16 protein-coding genes are annotated in these 18,547 nt (G+C 74.5%); 12 read left to right on the forward strand and 4 right to left on the reverse strand.

The genetic code is table 11. The features are described from left to right. The first annotated feature begins 56 nt into the window (after positions 1-56). From CELF_RS10625 to CELF_RS10635, 3 genes are all read left to right on the forward strand, one after another. Positions 57-956 carry an alpha/beta fold hydrolase gene (locus CELF_RS10625; RefSeq protein WP_013771256.1) on the forward strand — a complete coding sequence of 300 codons (900 nt, stop codon included), beginning with the start codon at positions 57-59 and terminating at the stop codon, positions 954-956. Between the two features lie 104 nt (positions 957-1,060). Further along, positions 1,061-1,438, forward strand: a complete 378-nt coding sequence (locus CELF_RS10630) for an SHOCT domain-containing protein (RefSeq protein WP_013771257.1) — start codon at positions 1,061-1,063, stop codon at positions 1,436-1,438. 59 nt (positions 1,439-1,497) lie between these two features. Further along, complete coding sequence (locus tag CELF_RS10635) at positions 1,498-2,211, forward strand: potassium channel family protein (protein WP_232014223.1); 714 nt, start codon at positions 1,498-1,500, stop codon at positions 2,209-2,211. Positions 2,212-2,218: 7 nt separating this feature from the next. Here CELF_RS10635 and CELF_RS10640 read toward each other — a convergent pair whose 3' ends face one another. Beyond that, the gene (locus CELF_RS10640; RefSeq protein ID WP_013771259.1) at positions 2,219-2,374 is read right to left on the reverse strand and encodes a hypothetical protein; all 156 of its coding nucleotides are present in this window, start codon (positions 2,372-2,374) and stop codon (positions 2,219-2,221) included. A 95-nt stretch (positions 2,375-2,469) separates the two neighbouring features. On the opposite strand from CELF_RS10640, the gene CELF_RS10645 reads away from it, so the two are divergent. After that, on the forward strand, positions 2,470-2,781 hold the full coding sequence (locus CELF_RS10645; protein WP_232014224.1) for a hypothetical protein: 312 nt from the start codon (positions 2,470-2,472) through the stop codon (positions 2,779-2,781). Between the two features lie 3 nt (positions 2,782-2,784). After that, positions 2,785-3,333: a hypothetical protein gene (locus CELF_RS10650; RefSeq protein ID WP_013771261.1), complete on the forward strand. Its 549-nt coding sequence runs from the start codon at positions 2,785-2,787 to the stop codon at positions 3,331-3,333. A gap of 76 nt (positions 3,334-3,409) precedes the next feature. Here the strand turns inward: CELF_RS10650 and CELF_RS10655 are convergent, their stop codons facing one another. Together CELF_RS10655 and CELF_RS10660 are read right to left on the reverse strand one after the other, a co-directional pair. Beyond that, entirely contained in the window at positions 3,410-4,171 is a 762-nt protein-coding gene (locus CELF_RS10655) for a deoxyribonuclease IV (protein WP_013771262.1), read from the reverse strand. Positions 4,172-4,222: 51 nt separating this feature from the next. After that, entirely contained in the window at positions 4,223-5,461 is a 1,239-nt protein-coding gene (locus CELF_RS10660) for an NAD(P)/FAD-dependent oxidoreductase (protein ID WP_013771263.1), read from the reverse strand. A 196-nt stretch (positions 5,462-5,657) separates the two neighbouring features. Between CELF_RS10660 and glgX the strand changes: the two genes are divergently transcribed. The 3 genes from glgX to treZ are packed head-to-tail and all read left to right on the forward strand — an operon-like array spanning position 5,658 to position 12,224. Beyond that, a complete protein-coding gene (glgX, locus tag CELF_RS10665) occupies positions 5,658-7,910 on the forward strand; it encodes a glycogen debranching protein GlgX (protein ID WP_013771264.1) in 2,253 nt (750 codons plus the stop codon). Continuing rightward, entirely contained in the window at positions 7,907-10,429 is a 2,523-nt protein-coding gene (gene treY / locus CELF_RS10670) for a malto-oligosyltrehalose synthase (protein ID WP_013771265.1), read from the forward strand. The genes glgX and treY overlap by 4 nt, the downstream gene beginning before the upstream one ends. A gap of 1 nt (position 10,430) precedes the next feature. Further along, positions 10,431-12,224 carry a malto-oligosyltrehalose trehalohydrolase gene (treZ, locus tag CELF_RS10675; RefSeq protein ID WP_013771266.1) on the forward strand — a complete coding sequence of 598 codons (1,794 nt, stop codon included), beginning with the start codon at positions 10,431-10,433 and terminating at the stop codon, positions 12,222-12,224. A gap of 33 nt (positions 12,225-12,257) precedes the next feature. Here treZ and zapE read toward each other — a convergent pair whose 3' ends face one another. Then, positions 12,258-13,334, reverse strand: coding sequence for a cell division protein ZapE (gene zapE / locus CELF_RS10680; protein ID WP_013771267.1), 1,077 nt, complete (start codon positions 13,332-13,334; stop codon positions 12,258-12,260). Between the two features lie 380 nt (positions 13,335-13,714). On the opposite strand from zapE, the gene CELF_RS10685 reads away from it, so the two are divergent. The 4 genes from CELF_RS10685 to CELF_RS10700 are packed head-to-tail and all read left to right on the forward strand — an operon-like array spanning position 13,715 to position 18,517. Beyond that, positions 13,715-15,373 carry a nitrite/sulfite reductase gene (locus CELF_RS10685; protein ID WP_013771268.1) on the forward strand — a complete coding sequence of 553 codons (1,659 nt, stop codon included), beginning with the start codon at positions 13,715-13,717 and terminating at the stop codon, positions 15,371-15,373. After that, entirely contained in the window at positions 15,370-16,089 is a 720-nt protein-coding gene (locus CELF_RS10690; RefSeq protein WP_013771269.1) for a phosphoadenylyl-sulfate reductase, read from the forward strand. Before CELF_RS10685 ends, CELF_RS10690 begins: the two co-directional genes overlap by 4 nt. Then, the gene (cysD, locus tag CELF_RS10695) at positions 16,086-17,042 is read left to right on the forward strand and encodes a sulfate adenylyltransferase subunit CysD (protein WP_013771270.1); all 957 of its coding nucleotides are present in this window, start codon (positions 16,086-16,088) and stop codon (positions 17,040-17,042) included. The genes CELF_RS10690 and cysD overlap by 4 nt, the downstream gene beginning before the upstream one ends. Continuing rightward, complete coding sequence (locus tag CELF_RS10700) at positions 17,042-18,517, forward strand: sulfate adenylyltransferase subunit 1 (RefSeq protein ID WP_013771271.1); 1,476 nt, start codon at positions 17,042-17,044, stop codon at positions 18,515-18,517. The genes cysD and CELF_RS10700 overlap by 1 nt, the downstream gene beginning before the upstream one ends. The last annotated feature ends 30 nt before the right edge of the window (positions 18,518-18,547 follow it).

The raw sequence follows: 18,547 nt of genomic DNA on the forward strand, positions 1-18,547 counted from the left end.
CACGTCACCCGCCGCGGGTGGTCTCTCCCGGGCGGACCAGCCGCGACGATCGGGCGATGGTGCGGCTCGCGCCCGGGTGGACCGAGCGCACCGTCCGGGTCGACGGGCGGCGCGTGCTCGTGCGGTGCAGCGCGCCCGTCGACGACGCGGTGCCGATCCTGCACGTGCACGGCTTCGCGATCTCCGGCACGTCGCTGCTGCCCACGGCCGAGCGCCTCACGGGCCGCGCGCGCAACGTGGTGCCGGACCTGCCCGGGTACGGGCGCAGCGAGAGCCCGCCCGCGACGCTGGGCATCCCCGGGCTCGCCGACGCCGTGCTGACGGTCCTCGACGCGCTCGAGCTGCCGGAGGTGGTGCTCGTGGGCAACTCCATGGGCTGCCCGGTGGTGCTCGAGGTCGCGCACTGGGCGCCCGAGCGCGTGCACCGTGCCGTGCTCGCGTCGCCCGCGGGCGGCATGTACAACCAGCCGTTCGTCCGCGGTCTGTGGCAGCTCGCGAAGGACGCCACGCGGGAGAGCCCGGCGATGGCCCGCACCGCGGTGCCCGACTACCTGCGGTTCGGCCCGGTGAACACGCTGCGGCTGTTCGACGAGCTGGTCCGCTTCCCGTCGCAGGAGCGGCTGCTGCGCATGCCCGTGCCGACGCTCGCGGTGATCGGCAGCCGTGACCCGATGATGCCGCCGCCCTGGCGGGTCCGGGAGATCGCACGGCTCGCTCCCGACCACGTGACGCTCGCCGTCGTCGTGGGCGCCGCGCACGCGATCAACTTCAGCCACCCGGGAGAGCTCGCGCACGTGGTCGGCTCGTGGCTCGACGGCGTGCCGATCGTGGACGACCCCGACGAGCCCGGCGAGTCCCGCGTGCTGCAGCTCCCCCGCGACGGCGCCCCGCCGCCCGTCGACCGCAGCGTCGCCGAGCCCGGGCCGGGTCCTGCGCCGCGGCGCGCAGGTCCCTGACCAGCGCACCCGATCACCCGGCGCGGGTGAGGGGGACGGGCGGCGCCGCGGCCAGGGTGGGAACCGAGGCCGGAGCACGCCGGCACCGACCGAGGAGGAACCCCGTGGACAGCTTCTGGGACTGGTTCTGGCTGATGGTGTGGTGGTTCGTGTTCTTCATGTACCTGGTCCTGCTGTTCCAGATCTGCGCCGACCTGTTCCGCGACCGCACGACGGGCGGCTTCGCGAAGGCGCTCTGGGTGGCGGGCCTGATCCTGCTGCCGTTCCTGACCGCGCTGATCTACCTGATCGCGCGCGGCAACGGCATGGCGGAGCGGCAGGTCGAGCAGGCGCGGCAGACGCGTGCCGCGACCGACGCATACATCCGGGAGACGGCGAACACGTCGCCCGCGAGCGCGATCGCGGACGCGAAGCAGCTGTACGACCAGGGCGTCATCAGCGCCGACGAGTTCGCGACGCTCAAGGCGAAGGCACTGGCCTGATCGCCGCGACACCCGCCGCCGAGGGGGCAGGCGGGCGCGCGGGCCGCACCCGACGCGTGGTGCGGCCCGCGCAGGCGCCACCCGACAAGTTCGGCGTGGTGCTCGTGCTGCTGTGCGTGGGCTACCTCGTCTACGCCCTGACCGCCGCGCCGTGGGCGCACTGGGTGGTCCCGGCCGTGTACCTCGCGGCCCTGTCGTTCGCCGTGCGGACCTCGCGCCCCGGCCCCCGGGTGCGCCGTCTCGTGCGGGTGCTGCTCGCGGTGTCGGCCGTCGTGGTCGCCGGGGCCCTGGCGCTCCTGCCGCGCGACGCCGCGATCGGGGTGCTCGACGCGGTCCTCATCGTGCTGCTGGGTACGACCCTGGCGATCATCCTGGGCCGGGTGCTGTCGGGGCGCGACGTGACGTTGAGTGCGATCGCCGGCGCGCTCAGCGCGTACCTCGTCATCGGCCTGCTGTTCGCGAACGTCTTCGGGGTGCTCGCGTGGGTCATGCCCGAGCCGTTCTTCGCCGGCGGGCAGGAGGCCGACCAGCAGTCGCTGCAGTACTTCTCGTTCACGACGCTGACGACCGTCGGCTACGGCGACTACACCGCCGCGAGCTACCCGGGCCGCGGCGTCGCGACCTTCGAGGCGCTCGTCGCCCAGGTGTTCCTGGCGACCCTGGTCGCCCGCCTGGTGGCGTCGTTCCGCCGCCCCGGCGCACCGCCGGAGCAGGGACCGGGCGTCGCACCGGGCCCGGCGACCGCTCCGGGTCCGCCGGGCACGTCCGCGTGAGCGACGCTCAGCCCGGGGTGCCCTTCGCGTCGTCGTCCTCGTCGAACGGCTCGGTCGTGGGCGCCTCGCCCTGGTGACCCTCGGGCACGGGGTCGGGGTCGACGCCGAGGGACGGGACGTCGGGCTGCTGCGGGTCGAAGCTGTCGGGGATGCTCTCGCTCATGCCACCACGGTCACACCGGCGGACGCCCCGCGCACGCGGGGCGCGGCACGGCTCGGCATGCGGGCACGCGCGTCCGGGCCGACGATGGACGACGGGTGAAGCAGCAGCCCGCGTGGGCGGCCGCCGGCCGCCCGTCACCGCGCACAGCCCCCGCCGGGGCGCTGGAGGTGCACGTCATGAGCTTCGAGCAGGAGACCGGCCACCTGACCGGCACGAAGGACAAGGACTACAACATCCTGTGGTTCGTCCAGGCGTGCCTCGACAACGTGCTGCGCCTGGAGACGTACGCGCAGGACGCCGAGCGCGACGGCGACACCGAGCTCGCGGAGTTCTTCCGCCGGGCCCAGGGCGAGAGCCGCAAGGGCGCCGAGCAGGGCAAGCAGCTCCTCGCGGCGCGGCTGCGCTGAGCCGTGGCGGCGAGCGTCCCGGTCGGCACGCCCGACCTGCGCCTGGTGCGCACCTACCTGAGCGACCACCTGATGGGCGCGACGGGCGTCATCTCCCGCGTCGAGTGGATGACCGAGCGCTACGCCGGCACCAGCGCGGCGCCGGTCCTGGAGCGGCTGCGCGACGAGCTGCACCAGGAGCGGCGCGTGCTGCGGGGCCTGGCGGAGCACCTCGACATCACGCTGTCGCCGTGGAAGCCCACGGCGGCGGCGGTCGCGGAGCGCGTCGGGCGGCTCAAGCCGAACGGCCGGGCGGTGTCGCGGTCGCCGCTGTCGCTGCACCTCGAGCTGGAGGCGATCCGCTCGGGCGTCGCGGGCAAGCGGTCGCTGTGGGCCACGCTCGAGGTGTGGTCGGGGCCGCTCGGCCTGGACGCGGGCCGGTTCGTCGCGCTGCGCCGCCAGGCCGACGCGCAGGTCGCGTCCGTCGACGCGCTCGCCGAGCGGGTGCGCACGGTGGCCTTCGCGCCCGACGAGGTCGTGCCGGACGTGACCGAGGACCCCTCGCCCGTCTGACCCGACGACCGCGTCGCGCCCTAGCGGGTCGTCGTGTCCCGGGTGCGCCGGTGGTGCACCCGGGACACGGGGACGGTCAGCCCGCGAGCGTCGCCTGCAGGAACGCGACGTCCTCCGCCTGCCGCTCGGCGGGCGTCTCGACGAGCGCGTCGCAGCCCGCCTCCCGGACGACGTGCGCGATGAGCTCGGGCGGGATCGTGCCCGTGGCGAAGTTCGCGTGCCGGTCCCGGCTGGACCCGGCCTCGTCGCGCGAGCTGTTCGCGTGGACCAGGTCGATGCGGCCCGTGATCGCGCGCAGCCGGTCGACGACCGTCTCCAGGTCCTCGCCGGCGGCCCACGCGTGGCACGTGTCGAGGCAGACCCCGACGTCGTAGCCGCCGATCGCGTCCCAGAGCATCGCCCAGCGGTCGAGCGTGCGGGCGCACGCGTTCTCCCCGCCGGCGGTGTTCTCCACGAGCACCCGGACCGGGAAGGTGGCCCGCTCGAACGTCTTGCGCCAGTTGTCGATCCCGACCGCGACGTCGTCGCCTTCCCCCACGTGCCCGCCGTGCACGACGAGCCCGCGGGCGCCCAGGGTCGCGGCGGCCGCGGCGTGCTGCGCGATCATGTTCCGGCTCGGGATGCGGATCCGGTTGTTGGTCGACGCGACGTTGACGAGGTACGGCGCGTGCGCGTAGATCCCGAGGCCGCTCGCGACGAGCGCGTCGGCGTCGTCGCGCGGCACGGGCTTCTTCCAGCCCTGCGGGTCGGCCAGGAAGATCTGGACGCTCTGCGCCCCGACGGCGGCTGCGGCCGCCACCGGGTCGTCGTCACGGACATGGGCGCCGATCAGCACCACGGGGCACTCCTTCGTTCGGGCTGGCCGTCAGGCTAGCCGCGGGCACCGACGTCACGCGTCCGCGACGAGCGACGCGAGCGGCACGTCGGGGTCGGCGAGCCGGTCGCGGTCCACGACCGCGCGCGAGCGGACGAGCGCCTGCACGTCGTCGACGACGTCCCACACGTTGACGTTCATGCCGCCGACGACGCGGCCGTCGCGCCGCCAGAACGCGACGAGCTCGCGCGCGGCGAGGTCGCCCCGCACGACGACCTCGTCGTACCCGCCGCGCGTCACGTGCCCGACCATCTCCATGCCGAGGTCGTACTGGTCGGTGAAGAAGTACGGCAGCCGGTCGTACGGCTCGTCGCGGCCGAGGATCGTCGCGGCGGCCGTCTCGGGCTGGTGCAGGGCCGTGGCCCAGTGCTCGACGCGCACGTGCGTGCCGAGGAACGGGTGCGCGGCGCGCGCGATGTCGCCCACGGCGAGCACGCGCGGGTCGGACGCGCGCAGGTGCGCGTCGACGACGACGCCGTCGTCGACCCGCAGGCCGGCGGACTCCGCGAGCGCGGTGCGCGGGGACGCGCCGATGCCCACGACGACGAGGTCGGCGGGCAGCCGTGTGCCGTCCGTGAGCGCGACCGCGCCGACGTGCGCGCCGTCGGCGGCGGGCAGGATCTCGGCGACCTCGGCCCGCGTGCGCAGGTCGACCCCGTGCTCGCGGTGCAGGTCGGCGAACAGGGCGGCGAGCTCCGGACCGAGGACCGCCAGCAAGGGCAGCACGTCACGGACCAGCACGGCCACCTCGCAGCCGGCGGCACGTGCGGCGGCCGCGACCTCGAGCCCGATCCACCCGCCGCCCACGACCACGACCCGCCGCCCGGCGGTCAGCGCCGCGCGGAGCCGGTCGCTGTCGGGCAGCGTGCGCAGGTAGGCGATGCCGTCGAGGTGGGCACCCGGGACGTGCAGGCGGCGCGGCTCGGAGCCGGTGGCGAGCACGACGTGCGTGAACGGGGTGCGCACGCCCGTCGCGTCCAGCACCTCGCCCGCGGCGAGGTCGAGGGCGGTGACGGTCGTCCCGGTGCGCAGGTCGACGTCGTGCTCCGCGTACCAGGCCGGCGCGTGCACGAACGCGGCGTCGCGCTCGTCGGAGCCCTGGAGATACCCCTTGGACAGCGGCGGGCGCTCGTAGGGCCGCTCGGTCTCGGTGCCGATCAGCGCGACCGGCCCGGCATACCCGCCCGTGCGCAGCGCCTCGACGGTCCTGGCCCCGGCCAGCCCCGCCCCGACGACGACCACCCGACCGTCCACGGCCACCTCCCGGCGCGACCGCGCCCGGCGACGTCCGGGCGGTGGGGTGCGTGCGCCGCGCACACCACGGGGCCAGCGCAGCAGGTCACGCCGTCCCGCGCAACGGCTGCGGGGTCCCCCGACGTGTGGCGAAGTCCACCCCGCGCGGGTACTCCTCCCCCGCGCCGGTTCGCCGCTGGCCTGGCACATTGGGCGGATGTTGATCTGGCCGGGACGCCCCTACCCCCTGGGCGCGACGTACGACGGGACCGGGACGAACTTCGCGCTGTTCTCCGAGGTCGCCGAACGGGTCGAGCTGTGCCTGTTCGACGAGGACGGCGCCGAGACGCGGGTCGACCTGACCGAGGTCGACGCGTTCGTGTGGCACGGGTTCCTGCCCGCGGTCGGGCCCGGGCAGCGGTACGGCTACCGCGTGCACGGACCGTACGACCCGTCGCGCGGCCTGCGCTGCCACCCCTCGAAGCTGCTGCTCGACCCGTACGCGAAGGCGATCGACGGCCAGGTGGACAACGACCCGTCGCTGTACACGTACCGGTTCGACGACCCGACCGCGACGAACGACGCCGACTCCGCGGCGCACACCATGAAGTCCGTCGTCGTGAACCCGTACTTCGACTGGGGGCACGACCGTCCGCCGCAGCACCAGTACCACGAGTCCGTGATCTACGAGGCGCACGTGCGCGGCCTGACGCAGCAGCACCCGGCCGTGCCGGAGGAGCTGCGCGGCACGTACTCGGGCCTCGCGCACCCGGCGGTCGTCGAGCACCTGTCGTCGCTCGGCGTGACGGCCGTCGAGCTCATGCCCGTGCACCAGTTCGTCAACGACCCGGTGCTGCAGGACAAGGGGCTGTCGAACTACTGGGGCTACAACACGATCGGCTTCTTCGCGCCGCACAACGAGTACTCCGCGTACGGGGGCTCGGGGCAGCAGGTGCAGGAGTTCAAGGCCATGGTCAAGGCCCTGCACGAGGCGGACATCGAGGTCATCCTCGACGTCGTCTACAACCACACGGCCGAGGGCAACCACCTCGGCCCGACGCTGAGCTTCCGCGGGATCGACAACGCGAACTACTACCGGCTGGTCGACGACGACCCGGCGCACTACTTCGACACCACGGGCACGGGCAACTCGCTGCTCATGCGCTCGCCGCACGTGCTGCAGCTCATCATGGACTCGCTGCGGTACTGGGTCACGGAGATGCACGTCGACGGTTTCCGCTTCGACCTGGCCGCGACGCTCGCCCGCCAGTTCCACGAGGTCGACCGCCTGTCCGCGTTCTTCGACCTGGTGCACCAGGACCCGGTGATCTCGCAGGTCAAGCTCATCGCCGAGCCGTGGGACGTCGGAGAGGGCGGCTACCAGGTGGGCGGGTTCCCGCCGCTGTGGTCGGAGTGGAACGGCAAGTACCGGGACACCGTGCGCGACTTCTGGCGCAGCGAGCCGTCGACGCTGGGCGAGTTCGCGAGCCGCATCTCCGGTTCGTCGGACCTGTACGAGCACACGGGCCGCCGCCCGATCGCGAGCGTCAACTTCGTCACCGCGCACGACGGCTTCACGCTGGCCGACCTCGTCTCCTACAACGAGAAGCACAACGACGCGAACGGCGAGGGCAACGCCGACGGCGAGAGCCACAACCGGTCGTGGAACTGCGGCGCCGAGGGCCCGACGGACGACGAGCACGTGCTCAACCTGCGCGCGCGCCAGCAGCGCAACTTCCTCACGACGCTGCTGCTGTCGCAGGGCATCCCCATGCTGCTGCACGGCGACGAGCTGGGCCGCACGCAGCAGGGCAACAACAACGTGTACTGCCAGGACGGCCCGATCTCGTGGCTGGACTGGGACCTCGACGAGCGGCAGAACCACCTGCTCGAGTTCACGCGGCGCCTCGTGCGCCTGCGGCAGGACCACCCCGTGTTCCGACGCCGCCGGTTCTTCGCCGGGAAGCCGGACGTGGCGGACGCCTCCGACCTCAAGGACCTCGAGTGGCTCGCGCCGACGGGCGAGCACATGAGCCAGGAGGCGTGGAACAGCGACATGGCGCGCGCCGTCATGGTGTTCCTCAACGGGGACGCCATCGTCGAGCCCGACTCGCGGGGCGAGGAGATCGTCGACGACTCGTTCCTCGTGCTGTTCAACGGGCAGCCGGAGCCGGCGACGTTCGTCGTCCCGTCCGACCGGTACGGCGCGTCGTGGACCGTCGTGCTCGACACCGACTCCCAGGTCGCGCCGGGCGCGGTGCTCGAGGCGGGACAGGACGTCGCGCTCGCGCACCACTCGGTCGTGGTCCTGACCCGTCCGCCGCTGGCGCAGACGCCGTCGGCGTCGGGGATCGGTGCGGCCGCGGCCGCGTCGAGCGAGGCGGCGAAGGCGACGCGGGAGGGCGCGAGCGGACGCTCGTCCGAGTCCTCGCCGCGGCGTCGGGCGACGCGGACGGGGCCGAGCGCGTGACGGACGCCCGCACGGGGTCGCGCCCGACGCCGGCCCGCCGGCTGCCCGCGCCGGGGCGGCCCGTCCCGGTCTCGACGTACCGCGTGCAGCTCGGCGCGGACCTGACGCTCGACGACGTCGCGGAGCGCGTCCCCTACCTGGCGTCGCTCGGCGTGACGCACGTGTACCTGTCCCCCGTGCTGACCGCGGCCCCGGGCTCGACGCACGGCTACGACGTCGTCGCGCACGACGAGGTCTCTCCCGTGCTCGGCGGGGTCGCGGCGCTGCGGCGGCTGTCGGCCGTGGCGCACGAGGCGGGCCTCGGGCTGGTGCTCGACATCGTGCCCAACCACATGGCGGTCCCGACGCCCGTGTGGCACAACCGGCCGCTGTGGTCCGTGCTCGACAAGGGCGCGGACTCGCCGTTCGCGTCGTGGTTCGACGTCGACTGGTCGGCGGGCGGCGGCGACGTCCTCATGCCCGTGCTGGGCGACCGGATCGGGGCGGTGCTCGCGCGCGACGAGCTGCGGCTCGACGAGGTCGACGTGCCCGGCGAGGGCGTGCGGACCGTGCTGCGCTACTACGACCACGTGTTCCCCGTCCGGGAGGGCACGCAGGCCCTGCCGCTCGCCGAGCTGCTGGAGCGCCAGCACTACCGGCTCGCGTACTGGCGGGTGGCCGACGAGGAGCTCAACTACCGGCGCTTCTTCGACGTCGGCACGCTCGTCGCGGTCCGCGTCGAGGACCCCGAGGTGTTCGACGCGACGCACCGGCTCGTGCTCGACCTGGTCGCCGACGGGACGCTCGACGGGCTGCGGATCGACCACCCCGACGGCCTCGCGGACCCCACGGGGTACCTCGCGCGGCTGCGCGAGGCGTCGGGCGGCGCGTGGGTCGTCGTGGAGAAGATCCTGCAGGGCGAGGAGCGGCTGCCCGCCGACTGGGACACCGCCGGGACGACGGGCTACGAGGCGCTGTGGCGCATCCAGCAGACGTTCGTCGACCCGGGCGGCGCGGCGCTGCTGGGCGCGACGATGCACCGCCTGACCGGGGACACGTCCGACGCGTTCGCGGCCATCGCGGAGCAGGCCAAGCGCGAGATCGTCGACGGCCCGCTGTACGCCGAGGTGCACCGGCTCACGGCGCTCGCCGCGGACATCTGCACCGAGGACCTGCGGCTGCGCGACCACACGTGGCGCGCGCTCGAGGAGTGCCTCGTCGAGCTGCTCGTGGCCTTCGACCGCTACCGCGCGTACGTCGTCCCGGGCGAGCCCGTGCACCCGGAGTCGGTCGAGGTCGTCGAGGCGGCGGCCCGGACCGCCCGCGCGCGCCTGTCGCCCGAGCGGGGCGAGACCATGGACGTGCTGGTGGACCTGCTGCTGGGCCGCGAGGTCGGCAGCGCGGGCCGGACCCGCGGGCGCCGGCGCGACGAGCTCGTGGTGCGGTTCCAGCAGACGTGCGGCGCGGTCACCGCGAAGGGCGTCGAGGACACCGCGTTCTACCGCTGGACGCACCTCGTCGCGCTGTGCGAGGTCGGCGGCGAGCCCGAGCGGTTCGCGCTCACCCCCACGGACCTCGCGGCATGGGCCGCGGAGCAGCAGGTCGCGACGCCGCTCGGCATGACGACGCTGTCGACGCACGACACCAAGCGCGGCGAGGACACGCGCGCCCGGCTGGGTGTGCTCGCGGAGCTGCCGCTCGAGTGGGCGGAGCTCGTCGACGGGCTCCGCGCCGCGTCGGCGCCGTACCGCCCGACGCTGGTCGACGGCCGCACCGAGTACCTGCTGTGGCAGACGCTGGTCGGCACGTGGACGCCCGGGGGGCCGATCGCGCCCGACCGGCTGGAGGAGTACCTGACGAAGGCGGTGCGCGAGGCGAAGTCGCGCACGACGTGGACCGCGCCCGACGAGGCGTACGAGCGGGCCGTGCTCGGCACCGCCCGGCAGGCGCTGACCGACCGGGCCGTGCTCGACCTGCTGGAGGCGTGGGACGCACGCACGCGCGGCGCGGTCCGGGCGGCGACGCTCGGCATGAAGCTCGTGCAGCTCACGCTGCCCGGGGTGCCCGACGTGTACCAGGGCACCGAGGTCGTCGCGCCGACGCTCGTCGACCCGGACAACCGGCGGCCCGTGGACCACGACGCGATCGCGGCCCGGCTCGCGCGGCTCGACGACGGCGCGGGCCCGCGCGACCTGGACGACGAGAAGCTGCTCGTGACGTCCCGGGCGCTGCGCACCCGGCGCGACGTGCCGGAGGCGTTCGTGGGGCCCGACGCGGGGTACGTGCCGCTCGCGCACTCCTCGGGGCACAGCCTCACGTACGCGCGCACCGTGGCCGGTGAGCCGCGTGTCGCGGTCGTCGCGACCCGCCTGCAGGCGGCGGTCGACCGGCTCGGGGGGTGGGGCGAGCACACCGTCGCGCTCCCCGAGGGCGACTGGCACGACGTGCTGACGGACCGCGCGGTGACCGGCGGCGTGCGCGAGGTCGGCCCGCTGCTCGACCGGCTGCCGGTCGCGCTGCTCGTCCGGGCGGAGGGCTGACGTGCAGCCGCGCGTGTGGGCGCCGGACGCGGGCCGCGTCGACCTGGTCCTGCCGTCGACGGGCGCGCGCGTCCCGCTGAGCCCCGACGACGACGGCTGGTGGTCCGGCGACACCGACCTGCCGCACGGCACGGACTACGCGTTCGCCCTCGACGACGGTCCCCCGCTGCCGGACCCGCGCAGCGCGTGGCAGCCGGACGGGGTGCACGGGCCCAGCCGCGTGCTCGACACGGACGCGTTCGCGTGGACCGACCAGGGCTGGGCGGGCCTCGACGTCCGCGGACGTGTCCTGTACGAGCTGCACGTCGGGACGTTCACGCCCGAGGGCACGCTCGACGCGGCCGCCGCCGCGCTGCCCGACCTGGTCTCGCTGGGGGTCGACGTCGTCGAGCTCATGCCGGTCGCGCCGTTCGACGGGCCGCGCGGCTGGGGCTACGACGGCGTCGGGCTGTACGCGGTGCACGAGCCCTACGGCGGACCGGCCGCGCTCGCGCGGTTCGTCGACGTCGCGCACGGCCTCGGGCTCGCGGTGTGCCTGGACGTCGTGCACAACCACCTCGGCCCGTCCGGCAACTACACGGGGTCGTTCGGCCCGTACGCGACGGACGCGCACCACACGCCGTGGGGCTCGGCGATCAACCTGGACCAGCCGGGCTCGTCGGTCGTGCGGCGCTGGATCGTCGACAGCGCGCTGCGCTGGCTGCGCGACTTCCATGTGGACGCGCTGCGGCTCGACGCGGTGCACGAGCTGCGGGACGACTCGGGCCGTCACGTGCTCGCGCAGCTCTCCGACGAGGTCGCGGACCTGTCCGCCACGCTGGGCCGGCCGCTGTCTCTCGTCGCGGAGACCGATCTCAACGACGTCGTGAGCGTCGCCCCGACGCACGTCGGCGGGTGGGGCGTGACGGGCCAGTGGGCCGACGACGTCCACCACGCCCTGCACGCGCTCGTGACCGGCGAGCGGCACGGCTACTACGTCGACTTCGGCGCGGCCCCGACGCTGCGGCAGGCGTTCACGGGCGTGTTCGTGCACGCCGGCACGTACTCGACGTTCCGCGGCCGCACGTGGGGGCGGCCGGTGCCGAGCGGCACGGACGGCCACCGCTTCGTCGTGTGCGCGCAGAACCACGACCAGGTCGGCAACCGTGCGCTCGGCGACCGCCCGTCGGAGCGCCTCGACGCCGACACGCTCGCGGCCGAGGCGGCGCTGCTGCTGCTGTCGCCGTTCACGCCGATGCTCTTCCAGGGCGAGGAGTGGGGCACCCGCACGCCGTTCCAGTTCTTCACGTCCTTCCCGGACCCGGACCTGGGCCGGGCCGTGAGCGAGGGGCGCCGCGGCGAGTTCGGCGGGCACGGCTGGACCGAGCTGTACGGCGGTCCCGTCGACGTCCCCGACCCGCAGGACGAGGCGACGTTCCGCCGGTCCGTCCTGGACCGGGCCGAGCGGGAGGCGCCCGGGCACGCCCGGCTGCTCGCCTGGTACCGCGAGCTCGTCGCGCTGCGCCGCTCCGTGCCGGACCTGGGGTCGGGCGACCTCGCGGTCACCGACCTGGAGTGGGACGGCCCGGACGAGGCCGACGGACCGTGGCACGGCGTCCTCGTGCTGCACCGCGGTGCGGCGCGCGTCGTCGTCAACCTCACGGCCGAGGAGCGCTCGGCGTCGCTGCCCGCGGGCGCACCGCTCGACGTCGCCGCCGCGTGGGGGTCGGCGCGGGTCGAGCCCGGTGCGGAGCCGCGGGTCGTGCTCGGTCCGGGCGCGACCGTCGCGCTGGTGCCGGCGTCCGCCGACGCCTGAGGCCAGGGTCCGGGCCGGTGGCCGGCCCGGCGGTCAGCCGGCGGCGACGACCCGCGCGGCGCCGTCGGCGGCCAGCGCGCCCAGCCGCGACAGCGCGCGGTAGTACTTCTTGCGGTACCCGCCGGTGAGCATGTCGGCGGAGAACAGGTCGTGCTCTCCCCCGCCGCCGAGCAGCACGGGGACGTCGCGGTCGTAGAGCCGGTCGACGAGCACGACGAGCCGCAGCGCCACGTCCTGCGTCGGCACGGGCACGACGCCCGTGAGGCCGACCAGCTCGACGCCGTCGAGCAACGCGCCGTACCGGCTGGGGTGGACGCGCGCGAGGTGGTCCAGCAGGTCGGGGAACGCGTCGAGCGTCGCGCCCCGCACCCCCGCGACCGCGGCCCGCACGGCGGCGTCGGCGAGGCCCTCGGCGTCGGTCACGACGGCGCGGTGCCGGTAGTCGTCGCCGTCGACGCGCAGGACCTCGAACCGGGCGGCGAGCGCCTGGATCTCCCGCAGGAAGTCGTCGGCGGCGAACCGTCCCTCGCCGAGCGACTCGGGCAGCGTGTTGGAGGTGGCCGCGAGAGCGACGCCCCGGTCGGCGAGCTCGCGCAGCAGGCGGGACATGAGCACGGTGTCGCCGGGGTCGTCGAGCTCGAACTCGTCGATGCAGACGAGCTTCTTGGCGGCGAGCGCCTCCACCGTGGGCAGGAACCCGAGGGCGCCGACGAGGTTGGTGTACTCGACGAACGTGCCGAACGCGGCGTCGTGCGTGCCGACCGCGTGCGCGAGCGAGGCGAGCAGGTGGGTCTTGCCGACGCCGAAGCCGCCGTCGAGGTACACGGCCGCGGGCGTCGGGCGGGAGCGGCGGAAGATCCCGCGGGGGGCGCCGCCGGACGTGACGGCCCGCGCGACGGCACGCAGCCGCTCGACCGCGGCGCGCTGCGACGGGTGCGCGGCGTCGGGCACGTAGGTGTCGAACGACTCGCCGGCGAAGTGCCGCGGCGGGACGAGCTCCGCGAGCAGCCGCTCGGGCGGGACGGCGGGCTGGCGCCCCGTGAGCGAGCCGGGCGCCTGTGCGGGCAGCGCGTCGCCGGACCCTGCGGGCCGGGGGTCGGGGGCTGTCACGGTGGGCAGCCTACGTCCGGGGCCCGGGACGTACGTCCCGGGGTGACCGCGGTCACGCGAGGCCGCGCGGGCAGGCCCTGGGCGGCCCCTCTACACCCGGACTGGACGTCCGTCCCACATGGCGAGCACGCGTCTCATCATCCGGATGCGCTCTCCCGCGTCACCCGAACGTCTGACAGCCTCGTCGGGTGATCGCGTGGTCCTCCTCCCGGTGTCGGTGCTCGTGCGCCGTCGCGGACCTGCGCATGTGCTGCTGCTGTCCGCGGACCGACTGACCCCGCCCACGTCCCCCCACCTCGGGCGCGCGGTCTGCGCCCGGGTCCCGCCCTCGCAGGCGGTGGGTGCAGCGCACGTCCATGATCCCCCGGAGGTAGCGCCCGATGGCGCAGACCAGGATCGCCCCGCCCGCCGCCCGCCTCGAGGGCCAGTGGGCGTTCGACCAGCGTGAGCCGCTGAACGGCAACGAGCAGCTCAAGCAGGAGGACGACGGCCTCAACGTCCGCCACCGCATCGAGACGATCTACGCCCAGCAGGGCTTCGACTCCATCCCCGGCGACGACCTGCGCGGACGCATGCGCTGGTGGGGCCTGTACACGCAGCGCAAGCCGGGGATCGACGGCGGCCGGACCGCCACCCTCGAGCCGCACGAGCTCGAGGACGCGTACTTCATGCTCCGCGTGCGCTGCGACGGCGGCACCCTGACGCTCGAGCAGCTGCGGACCGTCGCCGGCGTCTCGCGCGAGTTCGGGCGCGACACCGCCGACATCACCGACCGCCAGAACATCCAGCTGCACTGGGTCCGCATCGAGGACGTCCCCGAGATCTGGCGGCGGCTGGAGTCCGTCGGCCTCACCACGCAGGAGGCGTGCGGCGACGTCCCGCGCGTCATCCTCGGATCCCCCGTCGCGGGCGTCGCGGCCGACGAGATCATCGACGGCACGCCGGCGATCGAGGAGATCCGCCGCCGCTACATCGGCGACCCGTCGTTCTCGAACCTGCCGCGCAAGTTCAAGACCGCCGTCAGCGGGTCCCCGCACCAGGACGTCGCGCACGAGATCAACGACGTCGCGTTCGTCGGCGTGCAGCACCCCGAGCTCGGGCCCGGCTTCGACCTGTGGGTCGGCGGCGCGCTGTCCACCAACCCCATGCTCGGCAAGCGGCTCGGCGCGTTCGTCACGCTCGAGCAGGTGCCGGACGTGTGGGTCGGCGTCGTCAGCATCTTCCGCGACTACGGCTACCGGCGGCTGCGGACCCGCGCGCGCCTGAAGTTCCTGCTCGCCGACTGGGGCACCGAGCTGTTCCGGCAGGTCCTGGAGCAGGAGTACCTCGGCTACGCGCTCGCCGACGGCCCCGCGCCGCCCCCGCCGCCCACCGGGCAGCGCGACCACGTGGGCGTGCACCCGCAGAAGGACGGCCGGTTCTACGTCGGCGCGGCCCCGACCGTGGGCCGCGTCTCGGGTCCGATGCTCGACGCCGTCGCCGACCTGGTCGAGGCCGCGGGCTCCGACCGGCTGCAGCTCACCACGGAGCAGAAGCTCGTCGTCCTGGACGTGCCCGCCGACCGCGTCGACGCGCTCGTCGACGGCCTGGAGGCCCTGGGCCTGCGCGTGCGCACCGCCACGCCGTTCCGCCGCGGCACCATCGCCTGCACCGGCATCGAGTTCTGCAAGCTCGCGATCGTCGAGACCAAGGCCCGCGCCGCGCACATCGTCGACGAGCTCGAGCGCCGGCTGCCGACGTTCGACCAGCCGATCACGATCAACGTCAACGGGTGCCCCAACTCGTGCGCGCGCATCCAGACCGCCGACATCGGCCTCAAGGGCGCGCTCGCGCAGGGCGAGGAGGGCTACCAGGTCCACCTCGGCGGCGGCCTCGGCCTCACCAGCGGGCTGGGCAAGACGCTGCGCGGCCTGCGCGTGCCGTCCTCCGAGCTGCCCGACTACCTGGAGCGCGTGACGCGCCGGTTCGACGAGCAGCGTCTCGAGGGCGAGCTGTTCGCCGAGTGGGTGCACCGCGCGGCCGAGGAGGACCTGCGATGAGCACGTCCACCCCCGCGGTCGCGGACCTCTCCCCCGACGAGCTGCGCGCCTTCGCGGAGCGCGCCGGTGCGGAGCTCGAGGGTGCGCACCCGGCCGAGATCCTCGCGTGGGCGGGCCGCACGTTCGGCACCGACCTCGTCGTCGCGTCGTCGATGGGCGACGAGGTGCTCGTCGACCTCGCCGCGAAGGCCGTGCCCGGCGTCGAGGTGATCTTCCTCGACACCGGGTACCACTTCGCCGAGACGCTCGGCACGCGCGACTACTACGCCGAGTTCACCGACATCCGGCTGCGCACGGTCCTGCCGCTGCGCACGGTCGCCGAGCAGGACGCCGAGCACGGTCCGCGGCCGCACGAGCGGGACCCCAACCTGTGCTGCGCGCTGCGCAAGGTCGAGCCGCTCGAGCGCGGCCTCGCGCCGTACACCGCCTGGGTCACGGGCATGCGGCGCGAGGACGCCCCGACCCGCACCGACATCACCGTCGTCGGGTGGGACGCCAGGCGGTCCAAGGTCAAGCTCAACCCGCTCGCGGCGTGGACGCAGGACGACCTCGAGGCGTACGTCGCCGAGCACCACGTCGTGCTCAACCCCCTGCGGCAGATCGGCTACACCTCGATCGGCTGCGCCCCCTGCACGCGTGCGACGGCCCCGGGCGAGGACCCGCGGGCCGGACGCTGGTCCGGTACCTCCAAGACGGAATGCGGTCTGCACACATGACGACTCAGGCCACGGCCCCCACCGCGGCGACGCACCCTGCCCCTTCCACCCCCGACGGCCCGCGGCTCACCCAGCTCGACGCGCTGGAGTCCGAGGCGATCCACGTGATGCGCGAGGTCGCCGGCGAGTTCGAGCGGCCCGTGCTGCTGTTCTCCGGCGGCAAGGACTCGATCGTCATGCTGCACCTCGCGCGCAAGGCGTTCTGGCCGTCGCCGGTGCCGTTCACGGTCATGCACGTCGACACCGGGCACAACTTCCCCGAGGTCCTCGCCTACCGTGACGAGACGGTCGCGCGGCACGGGCTGCGGCTCGTCGTGGCGAGCGTGCAGGACGCGATCGACGACGGCCGCGTCGCCGAGCGTCCCGACGGCTCGCGCAACCCGCTGCAGACGATCCCCCTGCTCGACGCGATCACCGCGCACCGGTTCGACGCCGTGTTCGGCGGCGGGCGGCGCGACGAGGAGAAGGCGCGCGCGAAGGAGCGGATGTTCTCCCTGCGCGACGAGTTCGGGCAGTGGGACCCGCGCCGCCAGCGCCCCGAGCTGTGGGACCTGTACAACGGCCGGCACAAGCCCGGTGAGCACGTGCGCGTGTTCCCGCTGTCCAACTGGACCGAGCTCGACGTGTGGCGCTACATCGAGCGCGAGCGCATCGAGCTGCCGTCGATCTACTACGCGCACGAGCGCGAGGTGTTCCTGCGCGACGGCATGTGGCTCGCCCCCGGCGACTGGGGCGGCCCGCGCGACGCGGAGCACGTCGAGCGACGGACCGTGCGCTACCGGACGGTCGGCGACATGAGCTGCACCGGCGCGGTGGAGTCGACGGCCTCGACGGTCGCCGACGTCATCGCCGAGGTGGCCGTGAGCCGCCTCACCGAGCGCGGGGCGACCCGCGCGGACGACCGGGCCTCGGAGGCCGCCATGGAGGACCGCAAGCGCGAGGGCTACTTCTGATGACGACGACCCCCACCACCGACCTGCCCGCCGACCCCGACTCCGGCTCCCGGGCCGACCAGGCCCCGCTCGACACCGACCACGCGCAGCGCGAGCTGCTGCGCCTGGCCACCGCCGGCTCCGTCGACGACGGCAAGAGCACCCTCATCGGCCGCCTGCTCTACGACACCAAGTCGGTCCTCGCCGACCAGCTCAGCGCCGTCGAGCGCGCCACCGCCGCGCGCGGCGGGTCCGAGGTCGGCGCGGTCGACCTCGCGCTGCTCACCGACGGCCTGCGTGCCGAGCGCGAGCAGGGCATCACGATCGACGTCGCGTACCGGTACTTCTCGACGGCACGCCGGGCGTTCGTGCTCGCGGACACCCCCGGCCACGTGCAGTACACGCGCAACATGGTCACGGGCGCCTCGACCGCCGAGCTCGCGATCGTGCTGGTCGACGCGCGCAAGGGCGTCCTCGAGCAGACCCGCCGGCACGCGACGATCACGGCGCTGCTCGGCGTGCCGCACGTCGTCCTCGCCGTGAACAAGATGGACCTCGTCGACTTCGACGAGACCGTGTTCCGCACCATCGCGGACGACTTCGCGCGGTACGCGGACGCGATCGGGCTGCCCGACGTCCAGGCCGTGCCGCTGTCGGCGCTCGCCGGCGACAACGTGGTGGACCGCTCGGGGCGCACGCCGTGGTACGACGGGCCGACGCTGCTCGAGCACCTCGAGCAGGTGCCCGTGGGGCGTGACGCGCGCGCCGAGTCGTTCCGCTTCCCCGTCCAGGTCGTCATCCGCCCGCGCACCGCGGAGCACCCCGACTACCGCGGCTACGCGGGACGGGTCGCGTCCGGGGTCGTGCGGGTCGGCGACCAGGTCACCGTGCTGCCGTCGGGCAAGACGAGCACCGTCACGGGGATCGACACGTTCGACGGGCCGCTCGCCGAGGCGCACGCCCCGCAGTCCGTGACCCTGCGGCTCGCGGACGACGTCGACGTGGCCCGGGGCGACGTCCTGGTGCCGACGGGCGAGCAGGTGACCGTCGGAGCCGACCTCGAGGGCACCGTCTGCTGGCTCGCCGAGCGGCGGTCCGTGCTCGGGGCCCGGGTCCTCGTCCGCATCGGCACGCGCACCGTGCGCGCGCTGCTGCGGGAGGTCAACGCGCGCCTCGACGTCGACACCCAGACCGTCGAGGTGTGGGAGGGCGTCGACACGCTGCACACGGTGGACGCGACCGACACGTCGTCCGACACCCCGCCCCGGGCCCTGACGCTCAACGCGATCGGCCGCGTGCGGCTGCGCCTGGCGGAGCCGGTCGCGCTCGACGACTACGCGACGCACCGCAGCACGGGCGGCTTCCTCGTCGTCGACCCGGCCGACGGCACGACGCTCGCCGCGGGCATGGTCGGTCCGACGCTGCTGGACCGGCTCACGCCGACCCCGCCGCCGAGCGCCGCCGACGACGACTGGCTCGCCGGGGCCGGCATATGACGGGACCGTCCACCGGGACGGGCACACTGG

Origin of the sequence: Cellulomonas fimi ATCC 484 (genome assembly GCF_000212695.1) — a bacterium.
GTDB lineage: Bacteria > Actinomycetota > Actinomycetes > Actinomycetales > Cellulomonadaceae > Cellulomonas > Cellulomonas fimi.

Coding starts and splice junctions, on each gene's coding strand:
- CELF_RS10625 (WP_013771256.1), top strand. CDS start 57: ATGGTGCGGCTCGCGCCCGGGTGGACCGAGCGCACCGTCCGGGTCGAC.
- CELF_RS10640 (WP_013771259.1), bottom strand. CDS start 2,374: ATGAGCGAGAGCATCCCCGACAGCTTCGACCCGCAGCAGCCCGACGTC.
- glgX (WP_013771264.1), top strand. CDS start 5,658: ATGTTGATCTGGCCGGGACGCCCCTACCCCCTGGGCGCGACGTACGAC.
- CELF_RS10685 (WP_013771268.1), top strand. CDS start 13,715: ATGGCGCAGACCAGGATCGCCCCGCCCGCCGCCCGCCTCGAGGGCCAG.
- CELF_RS10690 (WP_013771269.1), top strand. CDS start 15,370: ATGAGCACGTCCACCCCCGCGGTCGCGGACCTCTCCCCCGACGAGCTG.
- cysD (WP_013771270.1), top strand. CDS start 16,086: ATGACGACTCAGGCCACGGCCCCCACCGCGGCGACGCACCCTGCCCCT.
- CELF_RS10700 (WP_013771271.1), top strand. CDS start 17,042: ATGACGACGACCCCCACCACCGACCTGCCCGCCGACCCCGACTCCGGC.